Source organism: Methanosarcina mangrovi (genome assembly GCF_052057765.1).
Taxonomy (GTDB): Archaea; Halobacteriota; Methanosarcinia; order Methanosarcinales; family Methanosarcinaceae; genus Methanosarcina.
In genome coordinates this window covers 4,864,101-4,887,653 of the sequence record NZ_CP195120.1, presented here as the reverse complement: position 1 = coordinate 4,887,653, position 23,553 = coordinate 4,864,101, and the positions used below count along the sequence as shown (strand labels likewise).

Annotated in this window: 23 protein-coding genes; 14 read left to right on the top strand and 9 right to left on the bottom strand. The window is 42.0% G+C overall.

The features are described 5' to 3' along the window. Nucleotides 1-141: 141 nt before the first annotated feature. On the bottom strand, nucleotides 142-1,113 hold the full coding sequence (locus ACSAZL_RS21545) for a glycosyltransferase family 2 protein (RefSeq protein WP_440946587.1): 972 nt from the start codon (nucleotides 1,111-1,113) through the stop codon (nucleotides 142-144). A gap of 792 nt (nucleotides 1,114-1,905) precedes the next feature. Between ACSAZL_RS21545 and ACSAZL_RS21540 the strand changes: the two genes are divergently transcribed. Continuing rightward, nucleotides 1,906-2,793, top strand: coding sequence for a DUF1616 domain-containing protein (locus ACSAZL_RS21540; RefSeq protein WP_440946586.1), 888 nt, complete (start codon nucleotides 1,906-1,908; stop codon nucleotides 2,791-2,793). A gap of 568 nt (nucleotides 2,794-3,361) precedes the next feature. Then, the gene (locus tag ACSAZL_RS21535) at nucleotides 3,362-4,564 is read left to right on the top strand and encodes a lysostaphin resistance A-like protein (protein ID WP_440946585.1); all 1,203 of its coding nucleotides are present in this window, start codon (nucleotides 3,362-3,364) and stop codon (nucleotides 4,562-4,564) included. 261 nt (nucleotides 4,565-4,825) lie between these two features. Here the strand turns inward: ACSAZL_RS21535 and ACSAZL_RS21530 are convergent, their stop codons facing one another. Both ACSAZL_RS21530 and ACSAZL_RS21525 read right to left on the bottom strand, forming a co-directional pair. Then, nucleotides 4,826-5,074 carry a hypothetical protein gene (locus ACSAZL_RS21530; RefSeq protein WP_440946584.1) on the bottom strand — a complete coding sequence of 83 codons (249 nt, stop codon included), beginning with the start codon at nucleotides 5,072-5,074 and terminating at the stop codon, nucleotides 4,826-4,828. A gap of 741 nt (nucleotides 5,075-5,815) precedes the next feature. Further along, complete coding sequence (locus tag ACSAZL_RS21525; protein ID WP_440946583.1) at nucleotides 5,816-6,079, bottom strand: hypothetical protein; 264 nt, start codon at nucleotides 6,077-6,079, stop codon at nucleotides 5,816-5,818. A gap of 607 nt (nucleotides 6,080-6,686) precedes the next feature. On the opposite strand from ACSAZL_RS21525, the gene ACSAZL_RS21520 reads away from it, so the two are divergent. Next, entirely contained in the window at nucleotides 6,687-7,577 is an 891-nt protein-coding gene (locus ACSAZL_RS21520) for a hypothetical protein (RefSeq protein ID WP_440946582.1), read from the top strand. Nucleotides 7,578-7,704: 127 nt separating this feature from the next. Then, a complete protein-coding gene (locus ACSAZL_RS21515; RefSeq protein ID WP_440946581.1) occupies nucleotides 7,705-9,522 on the top strand; it encodes a TIGR04279 domain-containing protein in 1,818 nt (605 codons plus the stop codon). Between the two features lie 147 nt (nucleotides 9,523-9,669). On the opposite strand, the gene ACSAZL_RS21510 is transcribed toward ACSAZL_RS21515, so the two are convergent. Further along, nucleotides 9,670-10,566 (bottom strand): SDR family NAD(P)-dependent oxidoreductase, encoded by an 897-nt coding sequence (locus tag ACSAZL_RS21510; protein ID WP_440946580.1) that lies wholly within the window; start codon nucleotides 10,564-10,566, stop codon nucleotides 9,670-9,672. Nucleotides 10,567-11,108: 542 nt separating this feature from the next. Here ACSAZL_RS21510 and ACSAZL_RS21505 point away from each other — a divergent pair. The 9 genes from ACSAZL_RS21505 (at nucleotide 11,109) to ACSAZL_RS21465 (ending at nucleotide 18,405) form a co-directional block, all read left to right on the top strand. Then, nucleotides 11,109-11,996: a DUF1616 domain-containing protein gene (locus tag ACSAZL_RS21505; RefSeq protein ID WP_440946579.1), complete on the top strand. Its 888-nt coding sequence runs from the start codon at nucleotides 11,109-11,111 to the stop codon at nucleotides 11,994-11,996. A 2-nt stretch (nucleotides 11,997-11,998) separates the two neighbouring features. Then, on the top strand, nucleotides 11,999-12,874 hold the full coding sequence (locus tag ACSAZL_RS21500) for a lysostaphin resistance A-like protein (protein ID WP_440946578.1): 876 nt from the start codon (nucleotides 11,999-12,001) through the stop codon (nucleotides 12,872-12,874). Nucleotides 12,875-12,963: 89 nt separating this feature from the next. Further along, complete coding sequence (locus ACSAZL_RS21495; protein WP_440946577.1) at nucleotides 12,964-13,926, top strand: hypothetical protein; 963 nt, start codon at nucleotides 12,964-12,966, stop codon at nucleotides 13,924-13,926. A 115-nt stretch (nucleotides 13,927-14,041) separates the two neighbouring features. After that, nucleotides 14,042-14,806: a heparan-alpha-glucosaminide N-acetyltransferase gene (locus ACSAZL_RS21490; RefSeq protein ID WP_440946576.1), complete on the top strand. Its 765-nt coding sequence runs from the start codon at nucleotides 14,042-14,044 to the stop codon at nucleotides 14,804-14,806. A gap of 385 nt (nucleotides 14,807-15,191) precedes the next feature. Further along, nucleotides 15,192-15,527: a hypothetical protein gene (locus ACSAZL_RS21485; RefSeq protein ID WP_440948931.1), complete on the top strand. Its 336-nt coding sequence runs from the start codon at nucleotides 15,192-15,194 to the stop codon at nucleotides 15,525-15,527. A 449-nt stretch (nucleotides 15,528-15,976) separates the two neighbouring features. Continuing rightward, nucleotides 15,977-16,171, top strand: coding sequence for a 30S ribosomal protein S17e (locus ACSAZL_RS21480; protein ID WP_011024348.1), 195 nt, complete (start codon nucleotides 15,977-15,979; stop codon nucleotides 16,169-16,171). Nucleotides 16,172-16,227: 56 nt separating this feature from the next. Further along, complete coding sequence (gene dapA / locus ACSAZL_RS21475; RefSeq protein ID WP_440946575.1) at nucleotides 16,228-17,103, top strand: 4-hydroxy-tetrahydrodipicolinate synthase; 876 nt, start codon at nucleotides 16,228-16,230, stop codon at nucleotides 17,101-17,103. Continuing rightward, nucleotides 17,100-17,891 carry a 4-hydroxy-tetrahydrodipicolinate reductase gene (gene dapB / locus ACSAZL_RS21470; protein WP_440946574.1) on the top strand — a complete coding sequence of 264 codons (792 nt, stop codon included), beginning with the start codon at nucleotides 17,100-17,102 and terminating at the stop codon, nucleotides 17,889-17,891. Before dapA ends, dapB begins: the two co-directional genes overlap by 4 nt. 331 nt (nucleotides 17,892-18,222) lie before the next feature. Continuing rightward, nucleotides 18,223-18,405, top strand: a complete 183-nt coding sequence (locus ACSAZL_RS21465) for a hypothetical protein (RefSeq protein ID WP_440946573.1) — start codon at nucleotides 18,223-18,225, stop codon at nucleotides 18,403-18,405. Nucleotides 18,406-18,483: 78 nt separating this feature from the next. Here the strand turns inward: ACSAZL_RS21465 and ACSAZL_RS21460 are convergent, their stop codons facing one another. The 3 genes from ACSAZL_RS21460 to ACSAZL_RS21450 form a co-directional block, all read right to left on the bottom strand. Next, a complete protein-coding gene (locus tag ACSAZL_RS21460) occupies nucleotides 18,484-18,900 on the bottom strand; it encodes a hypothetical protein (RefSeq protein WP_440946572.1) in 417 nt (138 codons plus the stop codon). Between the two features lie 115 nt (nucleotides 18,901-19,015). After that, the gene (locus tag ACSAZL_RS21455; protein WP_440946571.1) at nucleotides 19,016-20,158 is read right to left on the bottom strand and encodes a hypothetical protein; all 1,143 of its coding nucleotides are present in this window, start codon (nucleotides 20,156-20,158) and stop codon (nucleotides 19,016-19,018) included. 30 nt (nucleotides 20,159-20,188) lie between these two features. Then, on the bottom strand, nucleotides 20,189-21,265 hold the full coding sequence (locus ACSAZL_RS21450; RefSeq protein WP_440946570.1) for a right-handed parallel beta-helix repeat-containing protein: 1,077 nt from the start codon (nucleotides 21,263-21,265) through the stop codon (nucleotides 20,189-20,191). A 303-nt stretch (nucleotides 21,266-21,568) separates the two neighbouring features. Here ACSAZL_RS21450 and ACSAZL_RS21445 point away from each other — a divergent pair, with 303 nt between their 5' ends. Further along, nucleotides 21,569-21,694, top strand: a complete 126-nt coding sequence (locus tag ACSAZL_RS21445) for a hypothetical protein (protein ID WP_440946569.1) — start codon at nucleotides 21,569-21,571, stop codon at nucleotides 21,692-21,694. Nucleotides 21,695-21,792: 98 nt separating this feature from the next. Here the strand turns inward: ACSAZL_RS21445 and ACSAZL_RS21440 are convergent, their stop codons facing one another. Then, nucleotides 21,793-21,972, bottom strand: coding sequence for a hypothetical protein (locus ACSAZL_RS21440; protein ID WP_440946568.1), 180 nt, complete (start codon nucleotides 21,970-21,972; stop codon nucleotides 21,793-21,795). Next, entirely contained in the window at nucleotides 21,965-23,506 is a 1,542-nt protein-coding gene (locus ACSAZL_RS21435) for an ArsR/SmtB family transcription factor (RefSeq protein WP_440946567.1), read from the bottom strand. The genes ACSAZL_RS21440 and ACSAZL_RS21435 overlap by 8 nt, the downstream gene beginning before the upstream one ends. Nucleotides 23,507-23,553: the final 47 nt, after the last annotated feature.

Below are 23,553 nucleotides of genomic sequence, written 5' to 3'. Positions count from 1 at the left end.
ATTCTTTGAAATTTTAAATGAAATTAAATAAAATTACAACTGTTCAGGCAGCACAGAATCAGAACAAAGGGCTTGATCCCGGAGAACTCGATTCTCAGGAGTGTTTCAATTCAGGTGTCTGAAAAGCTGAATGGATGATAATCAAACTGGCTTGATTTGCTTGACTTCTCCTGACATGGAATGGACTACGATTCCCCTGAGGGTCATGTATGCACCTGCAAGGGCCAGGAAAACCATAAGGAAGGTATGCCCGAAATTGAGGTTTGCACTGCCAAGGAAAAAGGCTTCAAGAAACTTGAAGCCCATATAGAAGCCACACGTTGCAAGGGCAAAACCTGGTACTGAGTAGAAGTACAGGGGCCTGTTGACTTCCATATCTTCGACCACGGTTTTCAAGGCTCTGAGGGCGTATTTTGCAGGGCTCCCGGCTGGACTTTCGGATTCGCGGAGGGTTCCGAGCTCTACCTCCTTAATCCGCAAACCGGACCTGTCGGCGTCGGCAAGCATTTCGTTTTCTATAGCTGTTTTTTTGCCGTTGAATCGAAAGATGTCTTTTGTTGAGGCTGCAAAGGCCCGGAAACCACTTTGCGCATCAGTTATTTTCAGGTCAAAGTTCATTTTTGCAGTAGTATCCTGCATGGTCTGGCCGACAAGACGATAGAGAGGAGCGTTTTTCTCGGAAGGATTCAGATAGCGGCTACCGTTGACCAACTCGGCATTTCCGTTAATGATGGGGGCAACAAGCTTCGGGATATCGGCAGGGTTGTGCTGCCCATCCGAGTCCATGGTAACTATAATGTCGGCTCCAAGGTTGGATGCAGCTGTAAAACCGGTTTTGAGAGCTTCAGCTTTTCCTCTATTGGTTTTGTGAGCAACTACTTTGGCCCCGGCTTTCCAGGCAACCTCAGCTGTCCGATCGGTGCTACCGTCATCGACAACGATTACATTGTCAGTATAAAGTCTGGTAAGAAGGACAATGCTCCCGATTGAGACTTCTTCATTATAAGCTGGAAGGATAACGGTTATATTTTGAGAGGAGGTCCCCCTGAAATGCATGTTCTCTTTATGGGCTGGGGACTGTGCACTGTTTCCCATAAGTGGTTTGTTACTCATTTTTATGACCCCTTTTAAATTTACCTTATTAAGTAGAGACAATTATAGCGGCTCAAAAGCCAGTCAATACCACTGAGAGAATGACTGTTTGAATTCCCAATATACTTTCGTTTAGATTGACATCTGGAATGCGAATATATAAATTTATTGACAGATATACTTAGTCATAATAATAAACAAGTAATAATAATAGCAAGAGAGCTTTAGTAAGACAAATATAACATTATACGATTGAAATACGTATCTTTCAAAATACAAAAAATACCAGAGTTCGAAATGTGAGAAATCAAAAAGGAAAAAATTGATTCTGAAAAAAAAACAATATCATGAGAATACAATATTTCCGTAATTATGTACCCCAGGGTTTCCTGTATTATAGGAAATTTATTACTGAAAGTCTGATACTTTAGAGAAGAATTTAACTTTGTATCCCACTTGCCGCATCTTCAGGAGAGAGAGAGAAAAAGATGAAATAGAGGCTAAAATGAGAATAGATGGAAAAATAAATTGAGTCTGTTTGCTCGCGTTAACGGAAAAAGTATATTATTAAATTAATAGAGTTAAATCAAAAAATATACATAGGAGTAAAATAATAGGACTGCCAGATTAAGGAAAAAAAGGATTTAGAAAAAATGATTGAGGCACTAGGATTCAGTAAAAACGATTGAGGAAAATAAATATATAAAACGAAAAAGAGCGAAAGAATAAAATGTATGAGAAGAAAATAATTACTCTCCCGAAAGAAACTGGAAAAATATAATAATTTTTTAAGTTATATACCGGATGACCTGAATGACCGGAAAAAAAGTTCCCTCGGACCTCTTAACCGTAATCGGGCTTGTGATCCTTACAGATCTTTTTGTACTCACGCCCGGATTAAGTGATACTGTGCTTCGCAATATACTCGGCCTGCCTCTTGTACTTTTCCTGCCAGGGTATGCCCTGATTGCCGCACTCTTTCCCGCAAAGTCCGACCTCGATGGGATCGAAAGGACGGCCCTTTCTTTTGGGCTGAGCATTGCAGTCGTGCCCCTGATAGGTCTCGGACTTAACTACACCTCCTGGGGGATAAGGATTTTACCAATCCTGATAAGCCTGTCAATGTTTACCTTTGCAATGTGCGGGCTTGCTTACCTGAGGCGGGCAAAACTTCCCGAAGCTGATGCATTTGAAGTACCCTTCAAAGAAATGGCACTCACGCTTAAAGCCGAAATCCTGGAAAAACCCGAACCTGGACTTGACAGGGTCCTTACAGTCATTCTGATCCTCTCCATCCTCCTGTCAGTCACAACTCTTTTTTATGTGATAATTACTCCGAAAGAAGGCGAACATTTTACAGAGTTCTACATCCTCGGGCCCGAAGGGATGGCTGATAATTACCCGACAAATTACACACTTGGAGAAAGCGGAAAAGTGATTGTTGGAATCGTAAACCATGAGTACGGGCCGGTAAATTATACAATGGAACTAAGGCTTGAAAATAGATCCCTACCCCTGCCTGAAAATATGCAGCAGGTCACGCTTGTCCATAACGAAACCTGGGAAAAGCCTTTAACGCTCACCCCTCCGGTAGAGGGAAAAGATATGAAGCTTGAATTCCTCCTATTCAACGAGAGCGACAAAAAAACACCCTACAGGGACCTTCACCTTTGGGTAAGTGTAAACTCAACAGGGAGTTGAGACTCAACAGAGGGTTTTGAGGGTGGGGCTGTGCCCCCGGACTTGAAAGAAACAAGTTGGGAAACCGGAGCATTATGCTCAGGCCATCCCTTAAAAATCAAATGCAATATTTAAGCATCATCTGTCCTCATTTAAGGGATTCCGATTGAAGAGAGTCAATTATCCTAACAGAACTTTCCTTACAAAGTTCCTTGAGCTTAGTCCTGTAACAGCTTTCGTCCAGGTAAAAACTCATTTTGAGAGCTTCCATTCTGAAGCTATGAATTTATGAACTTTTTTGCTTCCGAATTTCAGGACCTCGTTCAAACAGAAGGTAAACGAGTAGTGACGAAAAGTTCGTCATTCCGATGGTAAAGGATTTCATGAAAGTCAAAATATTTCGGGCAGAATCCCGACTATCGACAAAACTTTATACGACAATTACAATAAAATATTGTATGGATATAAGAGCTGCATGGTATTCCTGAGTTATTATAACAAGAAATCAGTAAAAAACCGATAAAAAACCTTTAATAGGATATCCACAAATCGATCAGAACTCGCGCGACTTGAAAGAGGAGTAATTTCCGTGCAAAAATTAATTAATTCTCCTAAAAGGCAAAAAGAACTGAATTTTTTGATTATCGTTTCGGTTCTAATTCTGACTTTACCGGCCATATCTCCAGAAGCCGCATCAAGTAGCAACCCGGAGTTATCCGGTTCAGCAGAGATGAGGCCTACTTCAGAGCAGGTACATGCTGAAGCTCTGGGAGAAGTAGAAAACTCAGAAGATGTTTTAACTTCATATGAAAAACCCGAATCCATTCCAAAAATTAGACAATATATAAACGTAATTTATACCGCAGGAGGGGTAGGAGCCGCAGCTTTGATCCTTCTTACATATTTACATATGACTTCGGGAGATCCAGGACTTGCAAAAAACCTCTTTAGAGATCTCAACTCGTTTAAAGTCTGGAAGACAGATGGCTCCGAAAAAACAGATCAAGAAAAAATAAAATCCAGAAAACTCAGGTTTCTTACTGCAGCCCCTGTCCTGAGCATAACCCTTGCGGAACTTCTCATCTTTTTAGGACAGATGGGGGCAGCTGTCTGGATACATATATTCACTTTGATTACCCTTTCCCTTTCCAATATAGTATTAAAAGATCCGGAAATACACAAAATATACCAGGCGTTTATGCTTCTCCCGGTGCTCAGGCTGATAAACCTGTCAATGCCTATCTTTTTTGACACTACCCTTTATACCTTTGTGTTCATCTACGGTCCCCTGGCAATTCCTGTGGCAGTCATAGTACTGCACCAGCGAGATTCCCTCGAAAAGATAGGAATTACCCTAAAGCACATAGTGCCCTATATGTTTCTCTCTGTCCCCCTGGGTTTTTTACTGGGGTTTGGAGAGTATCTTACTATCAGAACAGGATACCTGATCCCAGATCTAACCTTTACAAACCTGCTTGAACTTACAATTATAATGGTTTTTTTCGTGGGCCTCATCGAGGAACTGATATTCAGGTCAATCCTGCAGACCAGGCTCGAGAATTCCCTCAGTATGTGGGAAGCTCTATTAATTACAAGTATCCTGTTCGGGCTCATGCACTCAGGTTACGGCACTATTCAGGAAATTCTCTATACAGGCTTCGTAGGATTTATCATGGGCCTTGCCTTCTATAAAACAAAAAGTCTTCCTTTTATTGCTGTGCTCCACGGTTTTGTAAATGTTTTCCTTTTCGGGATCCTGCCCCACCAGCTAAGCCTCTGGCCCGGTTTCTGAACTCTCGATGAAAGAAACCATATACCCCTTTTAGAAAAAAACCAGGACAATAAACACTCCAGATTTTTTTTATGCCCTTGAAAAAAGACTCTGAAAAACATTGAATGGACCAGTTAAAAGGAAAAAGGGAAAATATAACCTTAAGAAAAGCATGAAAAAAAGATTTTTCATGAATAGAAAAAAGAAGAAGTAAAAGCGGTCCAACCATGAACAACGAAATCAAAAAAATGGAATATAACAGGAATTATTTCGAAAAAATGATCAAATAATCTCGACAACCTTGAAAACAACAATTCCCATAAAACTTAAAAGTAAGGGAACGATTGCCAGATTAAAAGAACTGTTAAGATATTTATTCCAGTATTCAGATGCTGAAAGGACTTCCTTTAAGGAAAGAAGAGTTATAAGCCCGACAGCTACAGATGCGCCATACTGAGGAAGCCCAGGACTTGTAATCATGGAAATAGCACTTGAGGAAATAGCACTCGATGAAATTATGCTTAGCAACATACAGATACCCCTGTAAACATTAAAACATGTACGCCAAGTACAGATGAACCACCAGTATAATAATAAACTATTGGCATAATGTTAGAGTATCGATATAATAGTACAACATACTATAAATAGTTTTTACCAATCTATAAATTTGAAGAGAATGTGGATTCCCCGCTAGCCCACCAAGTCAATAATGTCTATTTTTAATAAGGATAAGTAATATTAAAATTAGAGTTGAGCAGTACTTAGAGATGAACCAAATAATAGGCATCAGAAGAGAGAAAGTACTTGATCTAAGAAACCAAAATTTCACAAAAACACGGCATCAATAACCTGGAGAGATTTAGGAACTGATATAGAAAATAGACGGTAAAGATACAAAACCCGGTTTATATCTTGAAAAACAGTCATCAAAATGTACCCTTCACCTGTCAATTTCTATTCAGATCACTCAATTTTCAGTCCCTTCCAACTGAGATTGTTTTTTGCTATTACATTTTTCTCAAGACATGTTACTTTGCTATTCTTATATTGTTTTCTTTTCCTGCCAATTCATGGATTTGGAATGCACTTGTTTTTCAATCATCCGGGAATTCCAGATTTCTGACCTTATTCTGATGCATAAAAACTCTGACCCCTATCTTTTCCATTTACTGAAAAGAACTGAAAGAGAAAAGAATTCAAGAAAAGATATCAAGTAATTTTAAAAAAATAGTAATTAGAAAAAAAGAAACAGTTCCAGAAGCCTGGAATTTAGATAACCTCTGCAACCTTGAAAATGACAATTGCAGCAAAGCTGAAGAGCATAGGCATGATTGCCAGATTAAAGGAACTGTTAAGTGATTTATTCCAATGTTCGGATGCTGAAAGTACTTCCTTTAAAGAGAGAAGTACTATCAACCCTACAACTACCGCGGCACCATATTGAGGAAGTCCGGGACTCGTAACCATAGAAATTGCACTCGAAGAGATTGCACTTGAAGAAATTGCACTCGATGAAATTATGCTTAATAGCACATGATACCTCCCATAAATAATTAATTAGTTTTAACCCACCATTTTGTGAAGTTATTCGTATAGAAAGACTACATACTATAAAAAAGTTTCTTGAGATATTAAATGATTGAGATATAATATTGATTAGATTAATATAAAGAATTATATAAGAGATATTCAGAGATCGAGGAAGACACCGATAATAATCAAGATGCAGATAAGGATTATAATTCCAAACAAATGATTAAAAGCTAGGAATAATTATAAAATCACAGAGGAAATTCGGGAAAAGAATATAAACATTAAACAACATTACTAAGATATTTAATGAAAAAATAATAGAAAGTTAGAATAGAAAAAGTAAAGACTCTGGACATTAAAAAGTTAATTGAGTCTGTAGACCTCAATATACTATTAAAAATAAACAAAGGAGAGAATATTAGCGCCGACTTACAGAAATTTGAGGCAACCACTAATAAAAATTTATATAATGTTCACAGTAAAAGTTTATAGAATAGCTGTCTTCAGCATTATTATAAACATTTAATGCTTCCAAACATAGCAAGAAATTTGATTACCTACGTACTAAAAATAATGAATAGATCCTTGTTTGAAAGGAGCAGTTCCCGTGAAAAAATCCGTTCATCTCCATAAAAGGCAAAAAGAACATGCCTTTATGATCACCTTCCTTTCAGTCTTGATTCTGGCCCTACTAACAATTTCACCTGCCGCTGCAGCGGTTAGTAGCTGGGAGTTATCTCCTGAAAAACCCGTTGTTGGAGATACCCTTCGAATAAAAGGGAGTGCCTCTCCGGAAGAGGAAATAGAAGTAAAGGTTACTTTCGAAAAAAAAGTTTCGGTATCCGGAGGGGAGTACGAGTATATTCTTGAAGGGGTGAAGATCCCGGAAGGATTTGACAACCGTTTTACAGTGCAGGCCACCGGAGCCAGAGACCTCAATGTCAGAGTAAAGATACTGATCTGGGTAACAAAGAGTTCGGAGGCTTCAGGGAATACTGCAACTGTAACGCAGTCAAGTGTCCCTCCGGGAACCTATCAGATAAAGATGGATGGAAATGCCAAAAGTGGAACCTCGACTGTAAACCTGAAAATCACCGCGGTCCAACAGATAAAAACAGATTCAAACGGAGATTTCAGTTACTCCTACAACACAAAAGCTGTTCCTCCAGGGGACTTTGAGATAACTGTAGGAAGTATCACAAAGAAGGTAAACATTCAGGAAGAGAAGACTTCAGCTATGACATCGGATTATTCATCAGAAGAAACAGAGTCTGAAACAGAGCCTATTACGGAACAGACACCTTCAGAAACCCCTGAAGAAACCGGAATTGTTTCAAGTCCAGAACAGACCCCTGAAAATGTATCCGATGGAGAAGCTCAGGAGCCCGAGCCTGTTAAAAAAGATGGATCACCTATAGATACAACCTACATAATTGGGGGGATGGGAGCGGCATTTTTAACACTTGCTATTTATTTTAAAATGAGCGAAAAAAAATAAATTTTAGCCAGATAGCATGCAAACAATTTGCGATCTGAAAAATGATGAAACAAACAGATATGGGGAAAAAATGGAGGAATGTAAATTGAGAAAAAGTCTATTGATACTTATACTGACGATATTCATTTTGACCTCTGCGCCAGTGATGGCAGGGGGTGTAAGCCCTTGGAATGCAAACCCTATTGGCAATTTAAATTTTACCGATAAAGTGGTTTACTTCCTGGATCACACCAGCAACCCGGTAGAAGGGAACTGGATCACACTGGGACACCCATTTGAAGGAAACAGGATCCAACTCCCCCAACCGATAAAACTCACATATGACGGCACGAATCATGTAACCTATGATGGGATTTCCGGGAGCTTAAATAAGGAAGAAGGGGAAAGTTATACGATAACATATCCTTCAATTCCTCCTTATACCACACATCCCGTTTACCTACCTGATGAAAAGGTAACTATGTCTTTCTTCGGGGAGTCAGGACTTGGTGGAGAAAACGTAGATATATACCTGATCAAGGTAACCTCGGACAGTGTATACGGGCTTCTTGATGCTTTGCAGGCAGGAGATGTCGGAAATTTAAACGCCATTTTCCAGGATACAGTTGATGGAAACTATGAAAAGTGTTCTGCCGAATTGGGACCTGGCGGTGATTTATTAGAATATGACCTTGGATGTCTTGATGCAGGCCAGTATCTCATAGTCATGGTTAAGCAAAATGACGACGAAAGCCTGACAGTCCTTTCTTCCACAGCTTTTTTGGTTACGGAATACGAACTGTGCATTTCATCTCCTTCGTATATTGTAAAAGGGAATGACCTGGACATAAGCATGACGCTAAAAGGAGCTTCCGATGAAGATGACTGCACCTACGGAGCTGTACTCATAAAGAAACAGGCATACAAAGCAAACATAGAGATTGACTCCGATGGCACAATAGACGGAACTTCAGTAATAGTAAACGATCTTGATGTTATTGACGAATTTGACATAAACTCATCAAACTACAGGTCAAAGTTGACCAAAAACGAACTACAGACAGAAATTCAGACCCTTATAGGAGAAGGAAAGGGTGCCATAGCAATAGGGGAAACCGGCCAGAATAATCTATCACTTACCGCTTTTGACCTACCGGTTGGTTCTTACTACCTTTTCGTTGGCGCATATAGCCCGGAAAAGGGATTGGTAGGGCTTTCCCAGTCGGAGCTATACATTAAATCAAAAGGAAGTTCGCATAAAGATAAAAAAGAAGAAATAGAAATCAGCATAAATGCCAAAATAAGGGAGATCTGCCAGAATTATGTCACAAATGGCAAAAGGATAAAGTTTGAGTTCGAAAATGGGGCTACCCCTGTCAGCTATGTGGCGTTTGACCCCAAAACAACTGCAGGAAGCATAACAACTATTGTTGAGGAATTGAAAGGAAGATCTGCACTTGCTTCCACCGATCCTAAAGGAGAAGTCTACAAACACCTCAATATCCAGGTAGGAGATGAAGGTTTTGCAAATTCGAAGAACATTGAAAACGCCGTTGTGGGCTTTAAGGTTAACAAGGACTGGATAACTGAAAACCACGTTAATACGGATACAATAGCCCTTCAACATTTCGATGGCGATAAGTGGGACTCCCTTAATACGGAAAAAATAGGCGAAGATGGCAAACAAATCTACTTCGAAGCTGAAACTCCCGGATTTTCCCCATTTGCAATTACAGCCAGTAAGGACTCCCTTGAGATGGGAGTAGCAGGGGAAGGGGAACAATCCGCTTCAAGTGGAGAACAACAGGGCAACTCGGAATTAGTTATGGAATCTGAGATGCTTTCTAAAGAAAACGGAAATTCCGTATTAAAAATTGCCAGTTTCTTTATAGGTTTCCTGGTAATCATTGCGATAGGGGCAATCATAAAGAAAAAAGCAGACTCGAACAATGAAGGTAAAGATTAAGAAAAGTAAAGAAGAGCAGGAGATATAAAATTCTCCTGTTCAAATTCCTTTTTGAAATTCCTTTTTGAAATTCCTTTTTGAAGAAATTATTGTATTTAACAATGTATTGTTATTCAGGAATTAATACACTTTCAGATATTTTTAAATTTAAATCAAACTCTTTAATCCCTGTTCCAGTTCGATCTCGCCTTTCCACCAGCCGGAAATTTTTGAGACGTCTGCCCTAGAGTCCCGAACATCTCCTGCCCTTGATGCTGCATGGATGATCTGGCTTGGGGAGCCGGTCAGTTTGATAATATTCTCAGCGAGCTCGAGGACTGTTACGCTTTTTCCCATAGCCACATTCAAGACCTGGCCATCCCCGTGCTCGAGAGCTGCTGCGTTTGCCCTGACAACGTCTTTTACATGAACGAAATCCCTACTCTGAAGCCCGTCACCGTAAATGACAAGGTCTTTTCCCGCCTTTGCCCTTTCCAGAAAAATTGGGATTACAGCGGCGTATGGAGATTTAGGGTCCTGACGCGGACCGTAAACATTGAAGTAGCGCAGGCAGGTGGTCCGAAGCCCGTGTTCTTCATAAAACATTCTTGCTAGATACTCTCCGTCAAGCTTGGAGATTGCATAAGGCGAGGAAGGTTCAGGATACATAGCCTCTCTTTTGGGAAGCTCAGGGTTATTTCCATAAACTGCAGCTGAGGATGCGGTCACGAATTTTTCGACTCTTGCCCTGACACATGCCTGCAATACATTAAGTGTTCCAAGAGTATTTATCCGGAAAGCCTCAGCTGGCTTTTCACAGCTGAGAGGAACTGATACTAGAGCAGCTTCGTGAAAGACGCAGTCCATACCCGAGACAGCCTTTTCGACCGAAGAGGGATCACAGATATCGCCCTGAACGAATTCGACATTCCTGTGCTGAGGGACATTTCGGGAAAAACCCGTAGTGAGATTATCAAGTATCCTCACACTATGTCCTGCTTCTGCGAAATACTCAGCTATATGGGAGCCTATGAAACCTGCTCCTCCTGTAACCAGCACTTTCATGTTCCGAGAAAAGGAAAAGGTACAAAATAAAATTTTCCATGTAGGCCTGAAAATTCCACATTTCTGGAGAAATAGTGAAAAAGAAATGGTCCTCACAATGGGAAAATTGAAGGAAGCCCCTTCAGAAGGGAAATATTTTTCATCGAAAGAAGCCTTATGGATAAAGGGGAATCAAAAAAAATTGGGGAATTCAGGTCTTCACAATATAAATCGGCTGGCAGGTAAAGTACAGTTAAGGTCACACAGCTTGGAGTGACTGAATAATTTCCGAAAAACAGGTTCAAATAAGTGGCTTACTTCCCGGTCTACCAGGACAATATACTCAGCCAATTATTCCATTTAGATTTTCCATTATCCTAAGGCAGCAATGTCTGACGGGATGCTGGTTGGAAAAAGAGATGATATACGCAAAATGCATAAAACTGTGGGAGAAATATGCATAATAGGACATAAAATGAATGAGTTATCGGAGCCTGACGGAAAGCTTACATAAGTATAAATTGTAGGAAGATAGTATACTAAATATTTTCATAGTGATAAAAATGGCCGGAAACAGACAATTGCCTCTGGACCTGCTACTAGTGGCAGGTCTTGTAATCCTTACTGATATCTTCGTGCTTGTGCCCGTGCTGAGCGGAAGCTTTCTGCGTACCATTCTCGGACTTCTCCTGGTCCTCTTCTTACCAGGATACGCCCTGACAGGGGCTCTTCTTCCTGCAAAAAAAGACCTTGAAGGAATTGAGAGAGCTCTGCTTTCTCTGGGGTTAAGCATTGCCATAGTCCCACTTATGGGACTTGGAATGAACTACACTGACTGGGGAATCAGGGAAGTGCCTGTGCTCGCAGGGCTTTCTATTTTTACTCTTATCATGTGCGGGGCAACATACTACAGAAGACTCCAGCTACCTGATGCTGAAGCCTTTGAAGTCCCTTTCAAGGCTTCCGTCCTTGCCCTGAAAGCAGAGCTTCTGGAGGGGCATGGATCTGGAGTTGACAGGGCTTTTTCAATTCTACTGATAATTCTGGTTCTGGCCTCTATCGGCAGCCTTGCTTATGTCATAGGAAACCCTAAAGAAGGAGAGGCATTCACCGAATTCTACATCCTGGGACCCGAAGGAATGGCTGAGAACTACCCAACAAACTACACACCGGGGGACAGTGGTACAGTTATGGTAGGAATTGCAAACCATGAGCACAGAACTGTGGATTATACAATGGAACTAAGGCTTGAAAATAGTCCCCTGCCTCTTCCGGAAAACCAGAAATATGTCAGCCTTGAAGATAATACATCCTGGAAAGAGCCGGTCACTTTTACTCCGCCTCTTGAGGGAAAGAACATGAAACTGGAGTTTCTGCTTTTTAATGATACCGAGAAAAACATACCTTACAGGAATGTGCATCTCTGGATTAATGTTACAAAGGAGACCTGAAGATGGCACCTCCAGAATATCCGCCCTCGGAGCTGGAAGCGAGGAAGATCTCTTTGCCGGAGCCTGGGAAAATGTTTAAAATGCAGACCGATGAAAAGAATGGCTTCCTAAAAAAGATGTTTTCTGCAGGAGTTCCTGTTATTGCTATTGCTTTTGCCGAACTGTTAATCTTTAGCGGAAGAATAAAAGAAGCCGCAATAACCTATACGCTGCTCCTCATATTCTTTTCACTTTCAATAATAGTCTCAAAAAAATTGGAGATACGCAAAATTTACCAGGCCCTTATACTCCTGCCCATACTTCGCATGGTAAATCTTTCAATGCCCATCTTCTTTGGATCAAGCCTTTACACTTTCGTATTCATATATGTACCCATGGTAATTCCGGCAACTATAATATCCGTTCATCAGGAAATCCCAAAGGAGAGTAAAGGAGATTTACTCAAAAAAATGAAAATCTATCTCCCCTTTTCTATCCTTGCAGGCCTGATTTTTGCAGAGCTGGAAAATTTATTCATTCAAACTAAACCTCTTATTCCCGATCTTTCACTCGTTAACCTGCTTGAACTTACGATCATAATGATTTTTGTAATCGGCCTTACAGAAGAATTCATCTTCAGAGGAATTATCCAGACAAGACTGGAGGAGTTCATGGGCCCTGCAGGAGGCATTCTGCTTGCGAGCCTCTTATTCGGGCTGATGCATTCAAGCTATGGCACGCCTTACGAGATGGCCTATACTTTTCTTGCAGGAGGCGTACTCGGATATCTCTTTTACAGAACAAAGAGCCTTGCTCTCGTAGTCCTGATCCACGGTTTTATAAACATATTTCTATTCGGGCTAATCCCTCACCTAGGGCCGGGACTGGGCCTGATATAAAACTATTGAAAAAAGTATAAAAGAAGTTATATATCACAGAGCATATAACTTAACTAAGTTAGTTGAGGTTAGAGTACGGAAGAAAATCTATGAAGTCTATGATGCTCAAACCGAACAGAGCAGGACCAAAGCCCCTGTTTTGTTTACTCATTATACTAACCCTATTTTTAGGGGTTACAGCATCTTCTGCCACTGCAAAGGTAACAGGCCTGGAAATAAGCCCCGAAAACCCTAAAATCGGGGATACCCTTGTAATCAGCGGGATCGCCTCCCCTGAAGAAGAAGTGGCGATTTCGATTTCTTTTGAAAAGACCGTGCCTGTATACCTGAGAGAGTACAATTACGAGTTCGAAAACGTTGAAATTCTTAATTTTAATAACCTCTTTACTGTAAGAGCGGAAGGAGTAGAGAGCCTTAAAGTGAAAATGAAAATGGTTCTCTCAAAGACCGAGAGCGTCTGGGCTGATGATGGAATAGCTACCGTCTCCTATTCCGGAGTTTCTCCTGGAGTGTATAAGGTCAGAGTAGATGGCATAGCAGAAGACGGGGTTTCGAGTGTTGACCTGAAAGTCACAACAGTACAAAGACTTAAAGCCGGAACGGATGGGAAGTTTAGCTACAGGTATGGTACCGGGTCAGTTCCGTCAGGAAAACTTGAGATCAAGGTGGGAGATTCGAAAAGGGAAATTATCTTTAACACAAAAGGAAACTCCCCTGTCTTGCAGGCCCCTCCGACTTCTTCTCAGATCCAGGCATCCGAAGAGTCCGAGGAAAGAAAAAACTCCGAACTGACGGCACTTACAGAGGAGGAATCCAAAGATAAGGAACTAACAGACGGAGAAAACGAAGACAAACGCAGCATTCGTCTGACTGCAAGTTCTTGGGATGAAGATACCGCTACGGCTGCAATTGCCGGAGAAGTCCCTTCAAAAGATTCGGCAAAAGAGCCGGAAATTCAAGAGCATGAAAATAAGGTCTTCAGTTTCTTCTATTTGCTTGCCGGAATCGTAGCAGGAGTTGGGATTCTACTAATATTCAGGAGGAAAAAGTAAGGATTACTGCCCTCTTTATGCCCCGTGTCCCGCAGAATATATAAGTGTGGTTATCTTTACAGGGAGTCAAAAGTATTAATTAACGGGATTTCAGGGTATTTCGGAGAAAAAATATATGGAAAGGCACTCAAACCGTTTCTGGGAAATTGATTGCCTGCGAGGTTTCGCTGTTATTTTAATGCTTGGATATCATTTTCTCTATGATCTCGATTTTTTCGGGCTTGCCGATATTGAGTTAAGGTCCGGCACTTTACTTTATATAGGAAGGGGATCAGCTTTCCTTTTCATCCTGATATCCGGAACCGCACTTTCCATAAGCCGTTCAAGAGCTCTTGCCAGTGGAGCCCCGGGAAAGTCTGAGGAAAATTTTTCAAAATACCTGAAAAGAGGGCTTAGACTTTTTTCAATGGGAATGATAATTACAGGGATAACCTGGATTTTTTTCCCTGGACAGTATATTCTCTTTGGGATCCTGCACTTCTTCGGAGTCTCAGCAGTGCTTGCCTACCCCTTCCTGAAATACGGAAAAGAAAATTTGCTCTTCGGCCTGTTTTTTGCACTTATAGGGTTCTACCTCAAAGAAAGGACTTTCGGATTTTCTGCTCTGCTCTGGATGGGTTTCAGGCCCGAAGGCTTCACGACCCTTGATTATTTTCCCCTGTTTCCCTGGTTTGGGGTGCTCCTCGCAGGAATTTTCCTTGGGAATTCCCTTTATAAAGGTGGGAATAGGCAATTTGAAGTCCCTGAAGCCGACAAATTCTTGCTTTCCAAACTCCTTTCGCAGGTTGGGGAACATTCTCTGTTCATATACTTTATCCACCAGCCTCTTTTCCTAGGGTTTTTGCTTCTGACCGGGCTTCTTAACCCGGGGATACTGTGAATTGCTGTGAATAATAGAAGGGATCAAACCTGCTGGTTTTATATATAATACAGGCACCTGATTTTGATTATCATCCGATGTTAAGACTTCAGGGCTGTAACTACTATCGGTAATATTATTTACATAACCGAAAATATTTTAATATCCAGTATTATCCACCCTATCTAATATTATCTACACGTACTATTATTTACAGAGCTGAAATTAATATCAAATATTATCTGTCGTTATTCATCCGTATTGCAATAGAAACCGTACTTTTATATTGATCTTGCAATAACCCCTGAATAATTATCCGCGTGATTTACCTTTATAAGGTTGAACTCCTGAGAATCAACCTCTAAGAGGTAAAAAGTGCAAAACCAAAAAGAAAATGGAGAAAAGAATGTATCTGGAAATTGCAATGCTTGCCTATTTCGTAGTCCTCTTCCTGACAATTCGGGATATCCGAATTTTTAAAAGGACGGGCTATATCTCTTACAGGAAAGGTGCCCTTAAGGGGCTCGCAGCTTCTTCCCTGATCCTCATAGGGGCGATTAGCATTGAAGCAAAACCGGAAATTGGCCTGCTCATTGTTTTATTTGGGCTTACCGTAAACCGGAAAGGAGCAAGAGAGCCTGTTTTCACGAGTGCAGGAACACTTGACCGCTTTCTCGGGAAAACTGATTATGTAAAGAGCAATAGGTTAAAAAGAAGCAACAAAAAGGGCGAGAAAGGATAAGTAGAAATAAACAGGAAAAAACCTGAAAGGAAAAGCCGGAATAAGGGAGAGAAGAAATCAAAAAGGGAAGGCAGAAAAAGGCAAGATAACCAAATAATAAGGTTACCTGATTAAAAGTTTCTTTGAAAGCATCTCCCTACCAGAAAAGGCAGAAGAAAAAACATTTACAGAAAAGGCAGAAACATTCCCGAAAATACTTTTTCACCCCAAAACTTATAAATCTCAAGTTACCTATTAGTCGACAAAATCAGTATAGTCAAATTTTTGTATCCAGTTTCCGCTAAATCATTAATTGGAGATAGAAGAAACCCCATGTTAGGGAGCTACTTCCTTCTCCGACTTCACGTTAACCACTTCACGTTAACCAGAATTCACAGGGAAACATGGTTAGATAAACCACAAAAACTTGAATAACTGGAATAAAAAACAAAAAACCAAGAGGAGATACGATGGGAAATATAAGAGAGACAAACATCAAAAGAACTGCATTCAGCCTGCTTGAAAACTACGGAGACGTTTTTACAAAGGACTTCGAGACCAACAAAGCCCTTGTGACAAAATATACAACCATTGAAAGCAAAATAATTAGAAACAGGGTTGCAGGCTACGTCACAAGAAAAGTTGCACGCATGAAAGTCTACTGAATCAGTTACTGAACAGATTAAGAACTTACTTCCGGGAACAGGCAGGGGATATCTATATGTTTGAAGGAGCAATGCCTGCCCTGATCACTCCTTTTACTAAAGATGACAGGATTGACAGGGAAGGCCTACGAAGGAATATAGCATTTGTGGAAGAGGGAGGGGTTTCAGGAATCGTGCCCTGTGGCACAACCGGAGAATCGGCAACCCTTTCCGCTTTGGAGCATGAAGAAGTTATCGACATTGCAGTGGAGTGCGCAAAGGTTCCTGTAGTTGCGGGAACAGGTTCAAACAACACAGGAGAAGCCCTCCAGTTTACAAAACACGCCGCGGATGCGGGTGTTGATGGCGTACTTCTCATCTCTCCCTACTACAATAAGCCTAATCCTGCAGGTCTGCTTGCGCACTTCAAGAAAATTGCAGAAGCCGTAGATATCCCTATGATTCTCTACAATGTCCCCTCCAGGACAGGGCAGGATATGCCCGTGGATGTCATCACCAAACTTGCGAAGGTAGAAAACATCGTGGGAATCAAAGAAGCCAGCGGAAACGTCGGCAAAGTTTCCCAGATCCTGGAGCAGACTATAGATGACGATTTTGTGGTTCTTTCAGGCGAGGATGGGCTGACACTTCCGATTATTTCCGTAGGAGGCAGCGGAGTCATTTCAGTCGCTGCAAATATTGTGCCTGACAAAATGTCAGGAATGGTAAATGCAGCCCTCAAAGGAGATTACGAGACTGCAAGAAAGATCCATTTCGAGATAGCCCCTCTGATCCGTGCCCTTTTCCTTGAAACAAACCCGATCCCGGCCAAGAAGGCTGCAGAACTTATCGGGCTTGCAAGCGGACACCTGAGGCTTCCCCTTGCTCCTATGAGCGATGCCAACCAGTTAAAGCTTGTAACCGAGCTCAAGAGGCTGGGGGTAATGAAATGATTAACGCAGCAGTACTCGGAGCCTGCGGCAGGATGGGTTCCTTAATTATAGAAAACATCACCTGTTCCACCGACATGCAGCTCGTTGCTGCATTTGATATTGGCAACATCGGAAAGGATGCAGGAGAATTTGCCCATGTCGGCAACCTGGGGATACAGATCTCAGATGTCAGGGATCTTGAAACAGTCCTGAAAAAGACTCAGGCTGATGTCCTTATCGACTTTACCGCCGCCGGAGCGACCATTGTAAACGCTCCCATTGCCGCAGGATGTGGAGTAAACCTTATAATAGGAACTACAGGTCTTACCCCTGAACAACGCAAAGTAATTGATGAAGCTATCCGAAAAAACAAGGTACGGGCGGTTATATCTCCGAACTACTCCGTAGGCGTTAACGTATTTTTCAAGATAGTCAGAGAGGCTGCAAAGTATCTTTCGGACTATGACATCGAGATTATCGAAGCTCATCACAACCAGAAAAAAGATGCTCCGAGCGGGACCGCTCTTCGCGCAGCTGATGTGATCAGTGAAGCTCTGGGCGGCAAAGAATACGTATACGGAAGGGAAGGGATCGCTCCCCGTGGAAAGGAGATCGGCATCCACGCAGTGCGCGGAGGAGATATCACCGGAGACCATACGGTACTCTTTGTAGGAAATTCCGAAAGAATCGAAATCCGGCATATGGCTCATTCCCGCCAGATCTTTGCCAAAGGTGCGGTCCGTGCAGCCGAATGGATCTGCAAGCAGGAACCTGAAATCTATTCCATGGACGATGTGCTCGGGCTGTAAAGCTTAATTTAAGGTAATTGATTGTGAAATGGGTTGGAAGTTGGATTTAAGGGCTTCAAATTTTGCTTTTAAAGAAAATCCAGCCCTGCAACAACAAAAGATTAAACGACCACAAAAGGTTAAAACCGTAAAAATCAAAGGCTGGTTTCTGAGAACCACTCAAACCTGCCTCTGTTTTATGCCCGAAACGGTATCGACATTCATCTTCTATATTTATCTTTTTCTTCTGACTTTTCGGACTGTTTTGAAAAATCGTGCATTCATTGAGAACAACTTTTACGTCAACAAAGCGAAAAGTATAAATTATAAAAAATCGGAAATAGGATGGTGCTTGCTTGTAGAAGTCCAGCCCCTGAAGTCTGAAAACACCATATCATCCCACAACACAGACATGGACACCTACCTGCAAGCAAGTATTCCGGTAAAGACCATCCTTTTCGAAAGGTTGCAGGGTTCCGAAAAAACGGATTCTAAAAGACCTCATGGACCAGATGGAGCCCTGCAAAACCCCTGAAACATTTATTTTGCTGGAAACAACCTGAAAAGGATCTTAAAACCTCTCCTTAAACAGTTATCTCTCCAAAACCTCTCCTTAAACAGTTATCTCTCCTATGGAAAGGGGATGACCTTCCGCATACTCAGAATAGAGTTCTACTTCAACAGTGTTCCAGGGCTGGATATTTGTCTGGTAGGTTTCCGTGGACATATTGTCAAGAGTGAATTTGAATGTATAATCCACAATCTCAAATCCTGGCACACGGAACCTGAAAGATTTAGCCTGGTAAATATCCTCTCCTGCCGAAAGCTCGTATGTTTTGTCGAGTACGGAATTATTTTCCAGGTCATATATCTCTACCCGGAGTTCATGAACTTCCGTATCGTGATTTCGAACGTGGAAAAGGGGAGTGGGGGGTCCGGCTATGAGATAAGGGACGACTACAAACAGCAGCATGAATATCAATACCAGAAAAGAAATTCCAAGCATTAGCTTTCTTCTTAAACTTCTCATAAGGATTTCACCCGATCCTGATTAATGAATCTGAATTAATGAATCTGAATTAATGAATCTGAATTAATGAACCTGAATTAGTGAACCTGAATTAATGAACCTGAATTACCGAAGCTTAATTACTTGTATTGATCAGCTTCAACATTTCTTCGAGCTCTACGGTTTCACCTTTACTGACAGCTTTTCCGTCTTCGGAAAGGGAAAATTTACCCTGGAAACACCCACATACCACAAAGTGCTCCGGACCCAGATCTTTAGTAGCCGGATGCGTATCATCCACCAGGTAAAGCAGGACATCTTCCCCGGGTTCAAAAGAAGGTTCGTCTTCCGCACCCATTGAAAGGTTCCCTACTGTGCCTCCCAGAACTCGAACAACAACCTCATTTGAAGAGAGAGAATTCTTTAGATATTCGTTCACTGAAATCACAACATCCCTGTAAATAACCTCATTCGAATCCAGATCCTCCAGGACATTTTCCGGCTGTTCCCCATCCGGGGTATTCCATCTTGCAGGCAGGATTTCTTTTACCGAGCCGATAAAGATCAGGTCGGAATTTTTAGCTAGCTTATCCGGGCTTAAGTATTCAACCAGATAGCTGACTCCAATGGTCATGGGGGTATCTGAAGCACCGAATTCTTCAACTGATCCGTTCCCTGTAGAAGAACCGGGCTCCGAGAGAGAGGATTTGTTTTCAGGCTCCACAAAAATACAGATATTATTTGAGCTAATCTGCCCTATCCAGTAGGGTTTTGTGATATCTTCTCCATCGGAAGTGTGGTACTCTGCAAAAAGAGTATATTTTCCCGGGGGAAGAGCCCAGCAACCTGTATCCTGGTTTATCTTCAGGGATTCTCCCGGCTGAAGTTCCACAAGAGCTCCATTAGTTAACGGGAGCCTTTCAAGCACCCCGCATATGTAAGGTACGTAAGAGCCATTTGAATCCACAAAAGTAATGTCATAACTGATCTGTTCCATTAACTTCCATACATTTACGGGCTTACTACCGGTATTTTTCAGGACAAGTTCGATGTCAAAAATTTCCCCTTCAGCCACATGGATTTTTTCAGGGATTATCGTCAAATTCAGCTCCCCTTCCTGGTAAACAGGCTCTTTGTCCTCGATGCAGCCCGCTGCACCCACAATAAAGCATAAGATGACAATAGAGAGCAATCCCATCGCATAGAAAGCTTGCTTTTCTCTTATCACGTATACCGGGTTTTCAGGTTTTGAGAAAATTGCCCCTTTTCTTGCTTGCATTTGGACCTTCCTCCTTTTTGCATAGATCCATTACCCATCCTCATCTGGAATATTGATCCCTTTTATGCTGCCTCCGATGAAATTGCCTTTAAGAGTATTGTTTTCGGAGACATTTTTCCAGATCCAAGCCTGCCTCTTATCAGAGCCATCAGAGCCATCAGAGCCATCAAAGCCCCAAGCCCCACTCAACAGGCAATTGTTTAAGAAAAAGAGTTCGATTCCGTACCTGCAGTTCATGCTTAGGGTATTGTTGCAAAGAAGATTCCGATCCGAAAAGTTCAGGCCTATACCCCGACGGCTTTTCAGGACAGCCCTGTCTCCCAATTCGGTCCCCCGGGTTCCTTGCAGCAGGATTCCGGAGTATACAACATCGCGGATTGTATTGTTTTCCAGCCTGTTGCTTTCGGCATTCTCAAGCCAGATGCCGTAGCTGCCATTAATCTCTACAGTATTATTCCTCAGGCAGCAGTTATCCGAATTTTCCAAAAAAACGGCATATGTGTTGTTCCTGAACAAATTATCTTCCAGTGTACATTCCCGAATCCCATCGAGGAAAATGCCGGCACTTTTTTCAGGATCTTTACTTCCGTTCGCCCCTTCCACAGTAAACCCGCAGATTTCCACCCCCCTCTTCCTTGTCACATGGAACACAGGGGCTCCGGGATCAGCTGCCCTTATCACCGTATCCTCTGGATTTCCGGACTCAGCCCGGATCGTCACCTGGGAATCCACAACCAAATTTTCGGTATAAGTCCCAGGGGCAACAAGAATAATTTCCCCGGCAAAAGCATTCCTCACGGCTTCCTCAATTGTCAGAAAGTTTCCACTCCCATTCCCGTCTACCCTTGAAGTAAAGGGAGGCCAGCCGAAACAAGCAAAAGCTTCAGCGCTGACAATAACACTTTCTTCATCGGAAAGAATCTCTCCGACGCGCTCAGTTGTGCGTCCACAGACTTCCTCTGCACTTACATCGGATTCCTCCGCATTGAATTTTTCAAGAGGATATACGGGTACTTCAGCTTCTCCCGTACAGCCCGCGGGGATTGAAGCAAAAAACAACATAAGAGATAGTAAAGCCCCTGCTTTCAGACTTTTGTTAATTTCCATTTTTTCCTCTTTAACTCGTCAGTTTTTTGAAGGTAGAGACTGATGTCCATTAGTACATTTATAAAAAATTATACGTCCGTGATTATTGAATCACTAACCTACAATTTAATTTCTTAAAATATACATTTTCTGGCCAAATTATCTAACTATTGAGTTAAGTATACTTCAGGATTACTCCAGCATTATATAAAAAAACGAATACTAGCTCCTGAATTTTCCTCTTTATCTGTATTATTTCAAGGCAAAAATAAATATCAAAATAATTCCCGTGCCTGAAAAACGAGCTTGAAGAAGGCAGGTTTAATGAAAAGCCCGGACAGTGCAGGGACCCGGATCACCCCCCATACACTCTCAAAACGGGTTGAAAAGCACGACTCTGCTGACGGAGCCTCTCCCCGGAATAAGAATTATCATTTTTTCAACAGGTGAGTAGACCTTGATTTTCCTCCCTTTCCGGCTCCATTTTACCTCTGAGATTCTTATAAAGTCGGCTTCGAGAAGAGAATTAAGGTGATACTGGAGGGTATTTAGCCGCAGTTAAGCCTTGCAGAGAGTTCGCTTGCAGAGAGGCAGTTTTCTTCAAGGGTTTCAAGTATCCTTATCGAGGTTTCACTGAAAAGGAGTCGGGTAAGTTTTCTGGATTCCTCTGAAAAAGGGAGGAAAAGTACTTCCTCACATGTCTGCACGCACATTCTTTCATCAGCCATTTACAACCCCTTCCCTTTCATGCCAGGAATACAGATCCTCACCTTCACCTTCTGCAAGAGCTTCTTCCGAACAGGCAGCATCTCCTACTGTGGAAGTTTTTTCATTCAGACCCGCCTGATCTTTTCCAGAGGACTCCCCAACCTCATCCAAAGTCTCTAACACAGAGGTTCCTTTTTTAGAACCTGCAGAAAAGACTTCATCACTTTCAGAAGATTCGTCCTCTTCGAAACCTGCTCGTCCCCTTTTTATCAGGAACAGGAATCCGGCTGCTGACGAGAACAGAAGCAGCAGGAGCAGAGCAATCAGGTGTTTTAGCATAAGCGGAACACTGTCAAAGATACTGTTGAAGGCAGGGTCAAGATTGCTGTATTCCGATGCAAAAACCGCATTTATGTTCAGAAGTAAGAATACAGCAATCAAGATCAGGAGTATTGAGGCTGTAATTGTGGAATTAAGAACTCGCCTGAGCAGGGATTTTCGCCCGTAGGCCAGGATTCCTCCGAGCAGTAGCAGAACCAGAGAAAGACTAAGGCCCGAAAGTACAGAATCCTTTACAAGCCTGACCCTTGCAAACGCCCTGGCCTCGTTCCAGGCTTCGATTTTCCGGGCAGAAAGCGGAAACCCCACAGCATTTTCAAAGTACATAGCATCATACATTAACGAATCATAATTACCCTGGAAATTTTGCTGATCAGGAAGCATCTCGTTTTCATAGAGAGCATTTGCAAGACTGATCTCTTCAGGAGTCAGCTCCTTAAGTCCTATACTGGCCGCAAAGTCAAGGGTTGAGTCAAATGCTGGGTGTGCAAGGGAAAATACGGCCGGGATAAAAAGAAGGAGCCCAAATATCAAAAAGAAGTAGCAAAAAATTGGGTTTAAGGACTTCCAGCCGGTTTTAAGGACTGAAATCCCATGGGTTCGAATGGCTGAAAGCAAACTGCCTGTTTTTGACTTTATGCTGCTGAATCCTACCTTCTCCCCCTTCCCGGAAACCTGAATTCTGGAACTTACCTCTATAAGGTGTGTTTTAGCAAAACCGGAGATTTCACTCCCTTTATCAAATAACTTCAGGGTCCCTGCTTTAAGGCTGCCCAGGACATACCGAGCTCCATGTTTTACGGCAGTTAGGAAGCTGAAAATAAGCAAACCAAGCGAGTCCCAGAACTGCTTAAAGGCGCAGCCCAGCTGTGCCCCTTCTTCCTCACCAGAAAAATTATCCCAGGAATTGCCCTTTTCTTTCTCTCCGTTTCCAAGCATGGGAAGTATCGCTTCCACGTCCTCTTTGCCCTTTTCGGAAAGCCCGTAACGTTTAAGTTCGTCCTGTTCCACAAGATAATCGAGTTTCTTAAGGTGAAAGCTAAGCTGACCCGTTTTACAGCCTGTGAGCTGCATGAGGTGCGTGAATGTGAGACTGTCATCATAGAGTTTTTTTACAATTGTCGCCCTGATGGGATTTGAAAGGATCTTTAATAACTGTTCTTCGGAATCATTATCCATATTTTCACTATCCCTGCTTACTAAAATTTTCACCACTATAACTATACCAGTTTCTGAAGTCTATGCCTCTGTCAGAATCTGAG